This window comes from Halomonas sp. McH1-25 (assembly GCF_022348165.1).
Taxonomy (GTDB): domain Bacteria; phylum Pseudomonadota; class Gammaproteobacteria; order Pseudomonadales; family Halomonadaceae; genus Modicisalibacter.
Genome location: NZ_JAKRFI010000008.1, coordinates 109,971 through 124,578 on the forward strand (window position 1 = coordinate 109,971; position 14,608 = coordinate 124,578).

The following is a 14,608-nucleotide window of genomic DNA, read 5'->3' on the forward strand; positions in this document are numbered from 1 at the left end:
TTACCCGGCAGCCATCTCCCACCCCTCGGCAACGGCCACCCCCAGGACGGCGACCAGCGTATCGCCGTCCCAGGCCAGTAACTGTCGATCGCGCAGCCATGGAGGGATACCGGCGTCCTGCAGCAGTCGCTTGACGTCGCGCCGGCCACGTCCGGCAACGCGCAACGTCTCGCCCCCTTTCCGCCAGGTCAGACGCAACCGGCATGGCCGCGCGTTGCTGGGTACAAGGCTCACTTCGACCGGGCCTGCCGGCGTCCTCATCCCTGCATGCCCGTTCCACTCGGCTTGCCAGTTTTCCGGCACGGGCACCAGCGGCGCCTGCAGATAGAGCGCGCCGCGCCAGCGTCGTGCTTCGCCGCCCGGCCACTCGATGGCCACCTTGGCATCCTCGCGGGCGCCGAGTTGAGAAAGCAACGCGGCCAGACGGCCGGCAGGCGGCGTGGGCAATGCCAGCCGCTGGCAGGCATGACGGATCAGCAACCGCTGACGTGGCGGCGAGAGTGTCATGAGGTATGCCAGCGCCAGACGACCGGCATCGCTTCCTGCCGCCTCGAGATCGAGCGCCGCCAGTTCGTCGAGCAGGGTATCGGCTTCACCGGACAATGTGGCGCTGCGCGCCAGCGACGAGGACGCTACCGGCCAGCGTGCGGCAAGACGAGGAAGGATATCGCGGCGTAGGTAATTGCGATCGATTGCGAGATCCTGGTTACTCGGATCGTTCACCCAGGCCACTCCCCGCGCCTGCGCCTCGCGCTCCAGCTCGCCCCGCGTGAAGGCCAGCAACGGCCTCATCAGGCATCGTCCCGCCCAGTCGCGCTGCGCCGGCATGCCGGCCAGGCCGCGCACGCCGCTACCGCGCAGCGCCGCCAAGAGCAGGGTTTCGGCCTGGTCGTCGGCGTGCTGCGCCAGCCACAGTGCGTCACCGACACCTACCCGTTGCGCAAAGGCCGCGTAGCGGGACTCGCGTGCTGCCGCTTCCAGCCCCTGCCCTCGCCTGTCGACCCTCACCCGCTCGACGTACAGCGGCACCCCTAAGCGGCTGCACAGCACGCGGCAATGATGCTCGAAGTCGCCTGCCGCCGTTTGCAGGCCATGGTTCACGTGAAGGGCATAGATCGGGTGGGGATAGCGACGTGACGCCTGTACGGCGAGCGTCAGTAACAGGCAGGAGTCGAGGCCGCCCGACAAGGCGACCCAAACAGGACGCCCCGGCGGTACAGCCGCCAGGGCGTCATCGATCGCGGCGTGCAGCGGCACTGGGTTATGCAGGTGCTCCATAACTCATCAGCCGCTCATAACGCCGCTCGAGCAACGCATCGGTCTCCATGGCCTGCAGTCGGTCGAGGCTGGCCAGCAGCGCCTCCTTGACCCGCTCGGCGGTGGTGGATGGATAGCGGTGCGCCCCACCCAGTGGCTCTTCGATCAGGGTATCGACGAAGCCCAGCTCCTTCAGGCGCTCGGCCGTAATCCCCATGGCATGGGCGGCATCAGACGCCTTTTCGGCGCTCTTCCACAGGATGGAAGCGCAGCCCTCGGGCGAGATGACCGAGTAGGTGGAATACTGCAGCATGGCCAACTCGTCGCAAACGCCGATGGCCAGGGCCCCACCGGAACCGCCCTCACCGATCACCGTGGAGATGATCGGTGTCTTCAGCCGCGACATGACCGCCAAGTTGTAGGCGATGGCCTCGGACTGGCCGCGCTCCTCGGCATCGATGCCCGGATAGGCGCCCGGCGTATCGATGAAGGTCAGGATCGGCATCCTGAAGCGCTCGGCCATTTCCATCAACCGGCACGCCTTACGATAGCCTTCGGGACGCGGCATGCCGAAATTGCGACGCACCTTCTCCTTGACGTCGCGCCCCTTCTGGTGACCGATCACCATGACCGGCTTGTCGTCGAGACGCGCAATGCCGCCAACGATGGCCGCGTCATCGGCAAAGTGGCGATCGCCGTGCAACTCATCGAAGTCGGTGAAGACGTGGTGCAAATAATCGAGGGTGTACGGGCGCTGTGGATGACGCGACAGTTGCGACACCTGCCAGGCCGTCAGATCGCGGAAGATCGACTCGGTGAGCTTCTGGCTCTTTTCCTCGAGACGCCCGATCTCGTCACTGATGCTGATCTTGCTGTCGTTGCCGACCAGGCGCAGTTCCTCGATCTTTGCCTGCAGTTCGGCGATGGGCTGTTCAAAGTCCAGGTAGTTGGGATTCATAGGGCTTCGCTTTTTGAAGTAGACAGCCTGGAGGCCACGGCTGAAACGCGACAATGCGCAATCGATAACTGCGCATTATCGCACCTTGACTTGCACACGCAAGGCACGTCTCTCGGCGAGACGCTGGCAGATTAACCGCGATAGCGGAGTCTGACGCCATCCTGCCCTTCGACATCGTGCAAGGCAGCCATCAGCTCGTCGGCCGGCGACACTTTCCAGTCGTCACCCAGCTCGAGCCAGCCACTGGCTTGGGCATTGCGATACTTTAGGCGCACCGGCAGGCCGTCGTCGCTGCGCCATGGATCGAGACTGCCGCGCAGGCTGGAAATAAAGCGACCATTCAGGCGATTGCCGTCCACGGAGAGTTCTACCGCCTCGCCATAGCGCCGGCGCGCATCGACCATCATCGTGATCTCCTTGCCACGCAGACGCAAGCCGCCGGAGAAATCGTCGCTCTGCACTTCACCTTCGACGATCAATACCTGGTCCTGGCCGAGCGTGGCGCGCACTTGGTCGAACAGTTCACCGAACAGCGAGGCCTCGATGCGGCCGGTGCGATCGTCGAGGGTCACGAAGGCCATGGTATCGCCGCGCTTGGACTTCATGGTGCGCATCGCCACCACCAGTCCGGCGACCCGCTGTGGTTCGCGGGACGGCTTGAGCGAACTGATGCGCGTAGAGACGAAACGCGTCAATTCCTTCTCGTACTCGTCGATGGGATGACCGGTCAGATAGAGCCCCAGGGTATCCTTCTCGCCGGCCAGGCGCTCCTTGTCGCTCCAATCGCGTACCTGACGGTACTCCGCATAGGCGTCGCCGGCCTCGGGCTCGGCGAAGGCCTCGCCGAACATGTCGATCATGCCCAGGTTGGCATTGGTGGTGCTCTGCTGCGCGGCCTTGATGGCATCGTCGAGCGCAGCGGCCAGCACCGCGCGTGACGGCCCCAGATTATCCAGCGCGCCGGCGCGGATCAACGCCTCCAGGGTGCGCTTGTTCATGCGCTTGGCATCGACCCGGCGGCAGAAGTCGAACAGGTCGCTGAACGGGCCGTCGACACGACGGGCCTCGACGATCGCCCCGATCGGCCCCTCGCCAACGCCACGGATCGCGCCCAGGCCGTAGACCACGCGGCCCTGTTCATCGACGGTGAACTTGTAGTCGCCGACGTTGACGTCCGGCGGGGTCACCGTCAGCCCCAGATTGCGACACTCCTCGATCAGCGGCACGACCTTGTCGAGGTTGTCCATGTCGGTGGACAGCACCGCGGCCATGAACGGCCCCGGGTAGTGGGTCTTGAGCCAGGCGGTCTGATAGGACACCAGGCCGTAGGCAGCCGAGTGCGACTTGTTGAAGCCGTACCCGGCGAACTTCTCCACCAGGTCGAAGATATTGCCGGCCAGATCCTTGTCGATGCCGTTGGCCGCACACCCCTCCATGAAGCCCGCACGCTGCTTGGCCATCTCCTCGGGCTTCTTCTTGCCCATGGCGCGACGCAGCATATCGGCCTGACCGAGCGTGTAGCCGGCCAGCACCTGGGCGATCTGCATCACCTGCTCCTGATAGAGGATGATGCCGTAGGTGGGCTCGAGCACCGGCTTGAGCAGCTCGTGCTGATAGTCGGGGTGCGGGTAGGATATCTCCGCCCGCCCATGCTTGCGGTTGATGAAGTCATCGACCATGCCCGACTGCAGCGGCCCCGGACGGAACAGCGCCACCAGGGCGATCATGTCTTCCAGCGAGTCGGGTTGCAGCCGCTTGATGAGCTCCTTCATACCGCGCGATTCGAGCTGGAACACCGCCGTGGTCTCGGCCTTCTTGAGCATGTCGAAGGTCGGCGCATCGTCGAGCGGAATGCTGGCGATGTCCAGCGGGCCCTCGCCGCTGCGTGCTCGCACCGTATCGACCATCTCCAGCGCCCAGTCGATGATGGTCAACGTGCGCAGGCCCAAGAAGTCGAACTTGACCAGCCCGGCTTCCTCGACGTCGTTCTTGTCGAACTGCACCACCAGACCGCTGCCATCCTCGTCGCAGAGAAGCGGCGAGAAGTCGGTGAGTTTGGTCGGCGCGATGACCACGCCCCCGGCATGCTTGCCGGTACCTCGGGTGATGCCTTCGAGCTTGACCGCCATGTCCCAGATTTCCTGGGCTTCCTCGTCGTTGTCGAGAAACTCCTTTAGGGCGGGCTCCTGCTCGATGGCCTTGGCCAGGGTCATGCCGACCTCGAACGGAATCAGCTTGGAGAGCTTGTCGCCCAGCGAGTAGGGCTTGCCCTGGGCACGTGCCACGTCGCGCACCACCGCCTTGGCAGCCATGGTGCCGAACGTGACGATCTGCGACACGGCATTGCGCCCATAGCGCTCGGCGACGTAGTCGATCACCCGGTCGCGCTTCTCCATGCAGAAGTCGACGTCGAAGTCGGGCATCGACACACGCTCGGGATTGAGGAAGCGCTCGAACAGCAGATCGTATTCCAGCGGATCGAGATCGGTGATCTTCTGCGCATAGGCGACCAGCGAGCCGGCCCCGGACCCACGTCCCGGACCTACCGGAATGTCGTTGTCCTTGGCCCACTGGATGAAGTCCATGACGATCAGGAAGTAGCCCGGGAACCCCATCTGGGTGATGATGTCGAGTTCGAAATCCAGCCGCTGACGGTAAGCCGGCTCGTGCTCTTCGCGCGAACGTCCTGCATAGATGGCATTGGGCCCATCGAAGAGTTGTTCGAGACGTTCGGTCAGGCCGTCGTGGGACACCTTGCGGAAGTACTCGTCGAGGGTCATTCCGTCGGGAATCGGGAACTCGGGGAGAAAGTACTCGCCGAGGCGCACGTCGACGTTGCAGCGCGCGGCGATCATTACGCTGTTCTCCAGCGCCTCGGGGATATCGGCGAACAGCTCGGCCATTTCCTCGGGGCTCTTGAGGTACTGCTCCTCGCTGTAGCGGCGTTCGCGGCGCGGATCGTCGAGCGCCTTGCCCTCGCCAATGGAAACCCGGGTCTCGTGGGCCCAGAAATCCTCACGGGTCAAGAAGCGCACATCGTTCGTGGCCACCACTGGCGTGTCGGTTTCGGCGGCAAGCCGGACCGACAGGTGGACGCACTCCTCTTCATGCTGACGGCCGGTGCGCGTCAGTTCCAGATAGAACCGCCCGGGGAAATGGCGCTGCCATTCGGCCAGCAGCTCGCGGGCCTCATCGTCGTGCTCGGCGAGCAGGAAACGTCCGATTTCTCCTTCGCGACCGCCGGATAGCGCGATCAGCCCGTCGCTCTGCGCGAAGACCCACTCCTTCTTGAGGATCGCGAGCCCCTGACGCTGGCCATCGACCCAGCCCCGCGAGATCAGCTCGGTCAGGTTACGATAGCCGTCGTTGTCCATGGCCAGCAGCGTCAGCCGGTACGGATGCCCTTCGTCGAAGGGATTTTCGAGCCACAGGTCGGCGCCGATGATCGGCTTGAGCCCAGCGCCTTGCGCATTCTTGTAGGCCTTGACCAGGCCGAACAGGTTGGCTTCGTCGGTGAGCGACATGGCGGGCATGCCGGCCTCGGCGGTGGCCTGGACCAGAGGTTTGAGGCGCACCAGACCGTCGACGAGGGAATATTCGCTATGCACGCGAAGATGAACGAAGGGCGTGGTCATATCGGACTCGCAGTTATTCGTGCAATGGCGGCTGCGGAGAGGCATCTCTTGCAGCGTATCAGAGAGCGGTGGAATAAGATCGACGCTTCACTAACGATCGATCAAAACAGCTCGAGTTGTTTCTTGACCGGTGCAAAGGAACGCCGATGCTCGGCCAGCGGCCCAAGCCGAGTCAATGCCGCCAGATGCTCGGGTGTAGGATATCCCTTATGGCGCGCGAAGCCGTACTCGGGAAAGCGGGCATCGAGCGCCACCATCTGTGCGTCCCGCGTCACCTTGGCGAGGATCGATGCAGCGCCGATCGCCGGATGACGGGCGTCGCCCTTCACTACCGCCTGACCGGGAAGATGATGTCGCGGCAGGCAATTGCCATCCACCAGCAGGTACTCGGCAGCCACTTCGAGCGCATCGATGGCGCGCCGCATGGCCAAGTGGGTGGCATGGTAGATGTTGAGTTCGTCGATCTCGGCCGGCGACGCTTCCGCCACGGCAAACGCCAAGGCACGTTCACGAATCAGTGCATCGAGCTCCAGGCGGCGCTTCTCGGTGAGCGCCTTGGAGTCACCCAGACCGTCGATGGGACGGCACGGATCGAGAATCACCGCCGCCGCAACTACAGCGCCTACCAGCGGGCCACGCCCCACCTCATCGATGCCAGCCAAACGTTCGCCAGTATACTCGACGATCAACTCGGGAAACTCATTCAGCGGGACTTTGCGTTTCTTCTTATCGGCAACCTGCTTGTCAGGCATGACCAGGGTCATGAGTCTTTCTCCAACACATCCGGCGCCACCTGCTGCGGCAGCGCTCGCCGCTGGGCCAAAGCGAGTACCGTGTCTGCAGCACGCTCGCTGGCGCCACGTTGCAATTGTGCATGCATCGCTGCAAAACGCGCCTCGAGCGATTGCCGCGCTTGCGCATCGCCGAGCCAAGCCATCAGCCGCTCGGCAATCGCACCGGGCGTGGCGGCGTCCTGGACCAGTTCGGGCACCAGCGTCTCGCGAGCGATCAGATTGGGCAACGATATCCACTCGGTCTTGACCAGGCGCTGCGCCAACCAGTGTGTCGTCGGTGCCATCTTGTAGGCGACCACCATGGCACGATGGCAGAGCATGGCCTCGAGTGCGGCCGTGCCCGAGGCCAGCAGCACGGCGTCGCTGGCGGTCATCGCTTCACGGGACTGGCCATCCACCAGTCTGACCCGACCCGTCAATGCAGGATACTCGCCCAGCAACGCGGATAGTTCCTCGCGGCGCTGCGGCGTTGCCGCCGGGATCACTACCTGCAGCCCCTCGATACGGTCGTTCAACTGGACGGCAGTATCGAGGAAAGTGCGCCCCAGAAAGCGAATCTCGTTACCTCGCGAACCGGGCAGTATCGCCAACACCGTTGCATCGGCCGGCAGATCCAGTGTTTGGCGCGCCGCAAGACGATGATTGTCGAGTGGCAGCTCGTCGGCCAAAGGGTGGCCAACGAAGGCCACCGGCACGTCATGACGTTCATAGAATGCCGCCTCGAAGGGCAGGAAAGTCATCATGACGTCCACCGAGCGGGCGATGCCCTTGACCCTCCCCTGACGCCAGGCCCACACGGAAGGGCTGACGTAATGCGCCGTCGGGATGCCGCTTTCACGCAGCTGCCGCTCCAGCCCCAAGGTGAAATCCGGCGCATCGATGCCGACCATCACGTCGGGCTGCCAGGCCAAGGCATCGCGTCGCAAGTGACGGCGCACACGGATCAATCCAGGCAAGTGCTTGATCACCTCGACGAGCCCCATGACCGATAGGGTTTCCAGCGGATAGAGGCTATCGAAGCCTTCGGCGATCATGCGCGGGCCACCGATACCGCGAAACTCGATATCGGGATGGCGCACTTTGAGGGCACGCATCAGGCCGGCGCCCAGTATGTCACCGGACAATTCACCGGCCACCAGATAGACACGCATGAGCTGTCGCCTTCTAGCGGGTAATGCCGCGGGTCGATTGCTTGAGTGAATCGATGAAGACCTCGACTTCCGGCATGCCGGCATAGCGCGACGTCAGGGTCTGCAATGCCTGATCCAGAGTCAGCCCCTGCCGGTAGACGACCTTGTATGCCTCGGAAAGCGCCTTGAGCGCCTCGCGAGAAAAGCCGCGGCGCTTCAGACCGACGAGATTCAGGCCATGTGCCTGGGCCGGATTGCCATTGACCATTAGGTAGGCGGGAATGTCCTTGGTCACGATCGAGCCGCCGCCGCACATGGCATGGGCGCCAACATGGCAGAACTGGTGCAAGGCCGAGAGCCCACCGAGAATAGCATGGTCTCCCAGGGTGACATGACCGCCCAGCGTGGCCTGATTGGCAAGGATGCAATCGTTCCCGATCACGCAGTCGTGGCCGACATGGGCATAGGCCATGAACAGATTACGGCTGCCGATCGAGGTCACTCCGCGGTCCTGCACGGTACCTCGATGTAGCGTGACCCCTTCGCGAATGACATTGTCGTCGCCAACCTCGAGGCGCGTCGGCTCGCCGGCATACTTTTTGTCCTGGCAGTCCTCACCCACCGAGGCGAACTGGAAGATACGATTGCGCTCGCCCAGCCGCGTCGGGCCTTTGACCACCACATGCGGTCCCACCACGCTCCCGGCACCGATCTCGACATCCGGGCCGATCACGCTGAACGGGCCGACCTCGACGTCATCGGCCAAGCGGGCGGTAGAGTCGACGATGGCGGTAGGATGTATCAAGCGACCTTCCTCTCAGCACAGATGATCTCGGCCTCGCAGGCGAGTTCGTTATCAACGGTGGCACGGCAGGCGAACTTCCAAATACCGCGCTTTTCGCGTACCACTTGCGCTTCCAGACGCAGCTGGTCACCGGGCATGACGGGACGCTTGAAGCGCACGTTATCGCTACCGACGAGGTAATAGACGTAACCGTCACGCGGTAACTTGTTGACCGTCTTGAATCCCAGAATACCGCAGGCCTGAGCCATGGCCTCAACGATCAGGACACCCGGCATGATGGGGTGATGCGGAAAGTGGCCATTGAAGAACGGCTCATTGATGCTGACGTTCTTGTAGGCGACGATGCGCTCCCCCAACGTGATCTCTACCACGCGATCCACGAGTAAAAATGGATAGCGGTGTGGCAGATACTCACGAATCTCGTTGATGTCCATTACCATCGATGCAACCTCTGAAAGTGCGTAATGCCCACCGGACAGGGTGGGCATTCTTGAGCGGATATCCGCTGATTGGCTTGGCGGTGGATTATAGCGTCACGCTACGGCGCTGACAGCCGTTCACGCCCGATTGTCACGCTCAAGTCGCGCCAAACGCTTGGCAATATCGTCGAGCTGCTTGAAGCGTACGGCATTCTTGCGCCACAAGGCATTGTTCATGGCGCCGGTTCCCGACGAATATACGCCCGGCTCGGTGATGGAATTGGTCACCAGGCTCATGCCGGTGACCTGCACACCGTCACATATCGTCAGGTGACCGGCCAGCCCCACACCGCCGCCCAACATGCAGTGACGGCCCACCTTGGTCGACCCGGCAATCCCCACGCATCCGGCCAGCGCCGTGTGATCGCCAATCTGCACGTTGTGCGCGATCTGCACCTGGCTGTCGATCTTGACGTCATTGCCGATCACGGTGTCGCCCAAGGCCCCGCGATCGATGCTCGAGCAACTGCCGACCTCGACATCGTCGCCCAGAATCACACCGCCGAGCTGGGCGATCTTGTGCCAGCCGCTGCCGTCATGGGCGAACCCGAATCCGTCGGCGCCAATGACGCAGCCACTATGCAGAATGGCTCGTTCACCGATGACCACGCCATGATAGACAGTGACATTGGCATGCAACAGAGAGCCGGCGCCGATTACCGAGTCGCACCCAACGACACTGCCCGCACCGATGATGACGTCGTCGCCAATCGTTACGCCGGCCTCGATCACTGCCTGGGGCCCCACACTCACGTTGCGCCCCAGCGACACGCCTTCGGCGATCCACGCTGTGTCATGGATGCCAGCCTCGACTTGGGCATTGAAGGGGTCGAACAACCGTGACAGCTCGGCATAGCCCAGGTAAGGGTTATCGAGTTCGAGCCGTGCCGTGGGGCAATCGGCGGCATGCGCCGGGTGGATGAGTACCGCCGCGGCCTGCGTCTCGGCGAGGTACTTGAGATAGGCCTTGTTGGCCAGAAAGCTTATGTCCTGTGGGCCGGCATCACTGAGTGTCGCCAGACCGCCCACGCGGCGTTCCCCGTCGCCGACGAGGGTAGCACCCAGCCGCTGGGCCAACTCGGCGAGGGTGCAGGTAAAGGGTGTCGTCTTTTTCATAGCATTGGCGAGCGGACGTCCGGAGACGCGCCGAACGATCACTTATCGTTGAGTATATCGGTGACTTCCTGGGTCAGGTCGAGTCCATCGGCCATGTGCACCACCGAATCTCGATCGACCAGCAACTGTACGTCATGTTTGGCGACGACCTGCTCGATGGCACGATCCAGTTGCGGCTTGGCGGATTGCAGGAATTTCTGCTCCGCCTGCTGCTGAGCCTGCTGGATCTGAGCGCGCAATTGCTGGAACTCGGCGCCTTTGCGGCGCAGTTCCTGAGCTACACTGTCACGCTCGGACTCGGACATGATGTCACCGTCCTGCTGCAGCCGTTGCTGCAGCTGTTGCAGCTCCTGGCCCAGGCTCTCGGCACGTTGACGCTGGCCGCTGGTCTGGTTGCTCAGTTCGTTCATGGAGCGCTGCGCCGCCTCGGAACTCATCAGCGCCTCGCGCCAGTCGAGCACCGCCACTTCCGCGGCATGAGCAGGTATGGAAAGCATACCCAGCAGGCATAGGGCCCCTGTCATCTTGCGCATGAAATGCTCCTTGTCACGTTTCCCGGCGTCGACATCAGAATGTCTGGCCAAGGGAGAACTGGAAGGTCTGGGTATCATCGCCTTCCTGCTCGTTGAGCGGCTTGGCCACACTGAATGTCAACGGCCCCACAGGGGTCAGCCAGGACAGCCCAAGGCCCACGCTGTAACGAAGCTCACCGAGATCGACACCGCTCTCGCAATTCGACTCGTAACCGTCAGGAACGGCGTAGCAATCGGTGAGGTAGGTATTGCCGGCATCCATGAAGATGGACGTCTGCAGGGAACGACGATCCTCGACCCAGGGGAAGGGATAGATCAGCTCGACCGAGCCTTCGACCAGCACATTGCCGCCCAAGGTATCGTCATCACCGTCGTTACGCTCGGTGGTGGCAGGCCCCAGCGTGTTGCCGGAGAAGCCACGCACCGACCCCAGGCCACCGGAATAGAAGTTCTCGTAGAACGGATATGGATCGTTGCCGATGGTGTCGGCATAGCCCAGCGCCGTGCTGAACTTGAGCGACCAGTCCGGCCTGAACTCAAAAAGTTTCCTGCCGTTGTAGCGCAGCTTGTAGTACTCGGCATCGGAGCCGGGCACGGCGGTTTCCAGCGCCACGCGCTGATAGCTGCCATCGGTCGGCATGATGCCGCGATTGAGATTGTTGCGCGTCCAGCTGGCGGTGAGCTTGTAGCTCATCGCATCGTTGCCCTGATCGTCGACGTACTCGACGATCTCGGCCGGCGTATCGTTATAGGTCTCGATGGAGAGGTCTTCGAGGCCGACCCCGAAATTCAGACGGCTCAGGTCGTTGATCGGGTAACCGAAATCGATACTGCCACCGTACGAATCGGTGGAGTATGTCGAGATGTCGGAGTCCTCGTAGTCGGTTTCGCGATAGAACAGGTTATAGCCACGCGAAATGCCGTCGAGCGTCCAGTAAGGGTCGGTATAGCCGAAGTTCAGGTTGGTATAGGTATCGCTGCGCTGGGCGCCGACATTGACCCGGTTGCCCGTGCCCAGGAAGTTCTTCTGTGACAGTGACGCACCGTAGATGACGCCGGCGGACTGAGAATAACCGACACTGGCCGAGATCGAACCGGACGGTTGCTCCTCGACGTTGTAGGTGACGTCCACCTGATCCGGCTCGCCGGCTACGGGACGGGTCTCGACATCGACCTGGCGGAAGAAGCCCAGGCGCTCGAGACGCTGCTTGGACTGGCTGATCTTGTCGGTAGATGCCGGCGCGCCTTCCATCTGAATCATCTCGCGGCGCAACACTTCGTCCTGGGTGGTGGTGTTGCCCTCGAAGTTGATCCGGCGCACATAGGCACGCCGACCGGGATCGACCCGGAAGATGACATCGACCGTATCGCCCCCTTCGGCGACCTCCGGCACACTCTCGACGTTGGCGAAGGCGAAGCCCTCGGCGCCCAGTGCCTGACGCAGCGCTTCGGCGGATTCGGTCAGCGCGCTGCGCGAGTAGATATCGCCGGACTCGGCCGTGACCAGCGAACGGGCCTGGCTCTCGGGCAGGGTCAAGTCGCCCGCGAAGCGAATGTCGTCGATACGATAGCGGCGTCCCTCGTCGACGTTGATCGTGACGTAGATCTTGGACTTGTCGGGACTGATGGCGACCTGAGTCGAGGTAATCGCGAAATTCACGTAGCCGCGATCGAGATAGTACGAGCGCAGTGTCTCGAGGTCCCCGGCCAGCTTCTCCCGCGAGTATTCGTCGTCCGAGAACCAGCCGAAGAACCAACCCGGCCGATCCTCGAGCTGAATGAGGTCACGCAGCGTCTCGTCATCGAAGGCCTCGTTGCCGACGACGTTGATCTGGCGGATCTTGGCCACGGCGCCTTCGTTGACGTCGATGTTGACCTGGACGCGGTTGCGGTCGACCGGCTCCACCGACGTATCGATACTGGCACTGTATCGCCCTTGGGAATGGTAGAGCTGTTCGAGCTGACGCTCCACTTCCTCGAGCGAAGCACGCTGCAACACCTGCCCCTCGGCCAGGCCGGTCTCGGCCATCCCCTTGAGCAGATCCTCTTCGGCGACCTGCGAATTGCCTTCGATCTCGATGCGGGAAATGGACGGACGCTCGACCACGTGAATCACCAGAACGTCACCGTCCCGGGCCAGACGGACGTCTTCGAACAACCCCGTGGCGAAGAGCTGCTTGGCGGCTTGCGCCAGCTCGCGATCGTCTACACTTTCGTTAGCGCTCACCGGGAAGGCGTTGAATACTGATGCGGCCGAAACGCGCTGAAGGCCTTCTACGCGAATATCGGACACCGTGAAGTTGGCCGCCATGGCCGCCTGGGTGCTGGTTGCCAGCATTACCGCCAATCCGAGGGTCTTGAGTTTCATGCAGTCGCTTCGCCCGATCTGTTCTGCTCGCTCGCCGAACAGGCACCTTATACATTTCCCGGGGTAACTGACAAGGCCAAGCGTGATACTGCCGGCATGCCGCCCCAGACCGAGAGACGCCCAGGGCGCCCAAAAAATTCAATGCAACATCAAATCGTTACAGTCGTAACGTGTCACAGTCGCATCAAGTCGAAGTACAACGCCATCACCATCAGCGTCCCGACCAACGCCAGACCAATCCGCAGTCCCACCGCCTGGACCGTCTCGGATACGGGACGACCCCGCACCGCCTCGATGAGGTAATAGGCCAGATGCCCCCCATCGAGTACCGGAATCGGCAGCAGGTTGAGCACACCGAGGCTGATCGACAAGTACGCCATGAAGCTGATGAAACTTTCCATACCGCTACGTGCGGTATCGCCGGCAACCCGTGCAATGGTGATCGGCCCCGACAGGTTGGAGGGCGCAATCAGCCCGACCAGCATCTTGCGAATCGAGTCGAGAGTCAGCACGGTCATCTCGGCGGTACGCGATACCGATTGCCCGACCGCGGCCAGAGGGCCATAGCGAATCTCGCGCCGATACTCTTCGGGCCAACTGACCGGTTCGACACCGGCACCGATGTAACCGACCGTCTCGCCCTCCACCTCACGGCTGCCTGGTGTCAACGCCAGGTCCTGCAGCTCGCCGTCACGCTCCACGCGTAGCGCCAAGGTTTCGCCGGGACGTTGGCGTACCCGTTCGACGAAGTCCAGCCAGTCCTCGACCGGCGCTCCCTCGATAGCCACGATGCGATCTCCCGCCTCGAGGCCGGCCTGGGCCGCCGCCTCGCCCTCGAGGACCTGGCCGAGCACGGCCGGCATCTCGGGACGCCATGGCGTAACGCCCAGTGTCTGCAGAGGCTGAGGGGGGTCTTGTTGCGCCAGCCAGTTGTCCACGCTGACACGATGTACCTGGGCCTCGGTGCTTTGCGCTCCACGCACACTGACGTCCAGAGTGCCGCTGAGCCCGATCCGCGAGATCAACTCCAGATTGACGTCTTCCCAGGAGCGGGTCCGGTCGCCCTGAATGGCAACGACTTCCTGCCCTGTCGTCAGACCGGCCTGCGCTGCGGGCGAGCCCGGCGCCACATCGCCGATGACCGGCACTACCGTCGACGTTCCGGCAACGAAAAGCAGCCAGTAGGCAATCAAAGCCAGCAGAAAATTGGCCAGCGGGCCGGCAATGACAATGGCAATGCGTGCCCACACGCTCTTGCGATTGAACGCCCGATGCTGCTCTTCGGGGGCGACCGGGCCTTCTCGCTCGTCGAGCATCTTGACGTATCCGCCCAAGGGAATCGCCGCCACGGCGAATTCGGTACCGTGACGGTCGAAGCGCGACCACAACGGCTTGCCGAAGCCGACCGAGAAACGCAGCACCTTGACGCCGCAGCGCCGCGCAACCCAGAAGTGCCCGAACTCATGAAACGTGATCAGCAGGCCAAGAACGACGATGACCGCTAAAATATTCTGTATCGCACCCATAGCGCTA

At 62.7% G+C, this 14,608-nt stretch carries 11 protein-coding genes; all 11 read right to left on the reverse strand.

Going from position 1 to position 14,608, the window contains the following annotated elements:
• The 11 genes from tilS to rseP all read right to left on the reverse strand — a co-directional run bounded on the left by tilS (position 1) and on the right by rseP (position 14,601).
• Positions 1–1,257 (reverse strand): tRNA lysidine(34) synthetase TilS, encoded by a 1,257-nt coding sequence (gene tilS, locus MHM84_RS17840; protein ID WP_343218300.1) that lies wholly within the window; start codon positions 1,255–1,257, stop codon positions 1–3.
• Positions 1,258–1,261: 4 nt separating this feature from the next.
• A complete protein-coding gene (gene accA / locus MHM84_RS17845; protein ID WP_239267775.1) occupies positions 1,262–2,215 on the reverse strand; it encodes an acetyl-CoA carboxylase carboxyl transferase subunit alpha in 954 nt (317 codons plus the stop codon).
• Positions 2,216–2,346: 131 nt separating this feature from the next.
• Positions 2,347–5,850 carry a DNA polymerase III subunit alpha gene (gene dnaE, locus MHM84_RS17850; protein WP_239267777.1) on the reverse strand — a complete coding sequence of 1,168 codons (3,504 nt, stop codon included), beginning with the start codon at positions 5,848–5,850 and terminating at the stop codon, positions 2,347–2,349.
• A 101-nt stretch (positions 5,851–5,951) separates the two neighbouring features.
• Positions 5,952–6,602, reverse strand: a complete 651-nt coding sequence (gene rnhB / locus MHM84_RS17855; protein ID WP_239267981.1) for a ribonuclease HII — start codon at positions 6,600–6,602, stop codon at positions 5,952–5,954.
• An 8-nt stretch (positions 6,603–6,610) separates the two neighbouring features.
• Positions 6,611–7,795 carry a lipid-A-disaccharide synthase gene (lpxB, locus tag MHM84_RS17860; protein ID WP_239267779.1) on the reverse strand — a complete coding sequence of 395 codons (1,185 nt, stop codon included), beginning with the start codon at positions 7,793–7,795 and terminating at the stop codon, positions 6,611–6,613.
• Positions 7,796–7,808: 13 nt separating this feature from the next.
• Positions 7,809–8,579: an acyl-ACP--UDP-N-acetylglucosamine O-acyltransferase gene (gene lpxA / locus MHM84_RS17865; protein WP_239267781.1), complete on the reverse strand. Its 771-nt coding sequence runs from the start codon at positions 8,577–8,579 to the stop codon at positions 7,809–7,811.
• The gene (gene fabZ, locus MHM84_RS17870; protein ID WP_239267783.1) at positions 8,576–9,019 is read right to left on the reverse strand and encodes a 3-hydroxyacyl-ACP dehydratase FabZ; all 444 of its coding nucleotides are present in this window, start codon (positions 9,017–9,019) and stop codon (positions 8,576–8,578) included. Before fabZ ends, lpxA begins: the two co-directional genes overlap by 4 nt.
• 117 nt (positions 9,020–9,136) lie before the next feature.
• Complete coding sequence (lpxD, locus tag MHM84_RS17875) at positions 9,137–10,174, reverse strand: UDP-3-O-(3-hydroxymyristoyl)glucosamine N-acyltransferase (protein ID WP_239267785.1); 1,038 nt, start codon at positions 10,172–10,174, stop codon at positions 9,137–9,139.
• Positions 10,175–10,212: 38 nt separating this feature from the next.
• The gene (locus MHM84_RS17880; RefSeq protein WP_239267787.1) at positions 10,213–10,707 is read right to left on the reverse strand and encodes an OmpH family outer membrane protein; all 495 of its coding nucleotides are present in this window, start codon (positions 10,705–10,707) and stop codon (positions 10,213–10,215) included.
• 34 nt (positions 10,708–10,741) lie between these two features.
• Positions 10,742–13,075, reverse strand: a complete 2,334-nt coding sequence (gene bamA / locus MHM84_RS17885) for an outer membrane protein assembly factor BamA (RefSeq protein WP_239267789.1) — start codon at positions 13,073–13,075, stop codon at positions 10,742–10,744.
• A 173-nt stretch (positions 13,076–13,248) separates the two neighbouring features.
• Positions 13,249–14,601, reverse strand: coding sequence for a sigma E protease regulator RseP (gene rseP, locus MHM84_RS17890; protein ID WP_239267791.1), 1,353 nt, complete (start codon positions 14,599–14,601; stop codon positions 13,249–13,251).
• Positions 14,602–14,608: the final 7 nt, after the last annotated feature.

Coding starts and splice junctions, on each gene's coding strand:
- accA (WP_239267775.1), bottom strand. CDS start 2,215: ATGAATCCCAACTACCTGGACTTTGAACAGCCCATCGCCGAACTGCAG.
- dnaE (WP_239267777.1), bottom strand. CDS start 5,850: ATGACCACGCCCTTCGTTCATCTTCGCGTGCATAGCGAATATTCCCTC.
- rnhB (WP_239267981.1), bottom strand. CDS start 6,602: ATGCCTGACAAGCAGGTTGCCGATAAGAAGAAACGCAAAGTCCCGCTG.
- lpxB (WP_239267779.1), bottom strand. CDS start 7,795: ATGCGTGTCTATCTGGTGGCCGGTGAATTGTCCGGTGACATACTGGGC.
- fabZ (WP_239267783.1), bottom strand. CDS start 9,019: ATGGTAATGGACATCAACGAGATTCGTGAGTATCTGCCACACCGCTAT.
- lpxD (WP_239267785.1), bottom strand. CDS start 10,174: ATGAAAAAGACGACACCCTTTACCTGCACCCTCGCCGAGTTGGCCCAG.
- MHM84_RS17880 (WP_239267787.1), bottom strand. CDS start 10,707: ATGCGCAAGATGACAGGGGCCCTATGCCTGCTGGGTATGCTTTCCATA.
- bamA (WP_239267789.1), bottom strand. CDS start 13,075: ATGAAACTCAAGACCCTCGGATTGGCGGTAATGCTGGCAACCAGCACC.
- rseP (WP_239267791.1), bottom strand. CDS start 14,601: ATGGGTGCGATACAGAATATTTTAGCGGTCATCGTCGTTCTTGGCCTG.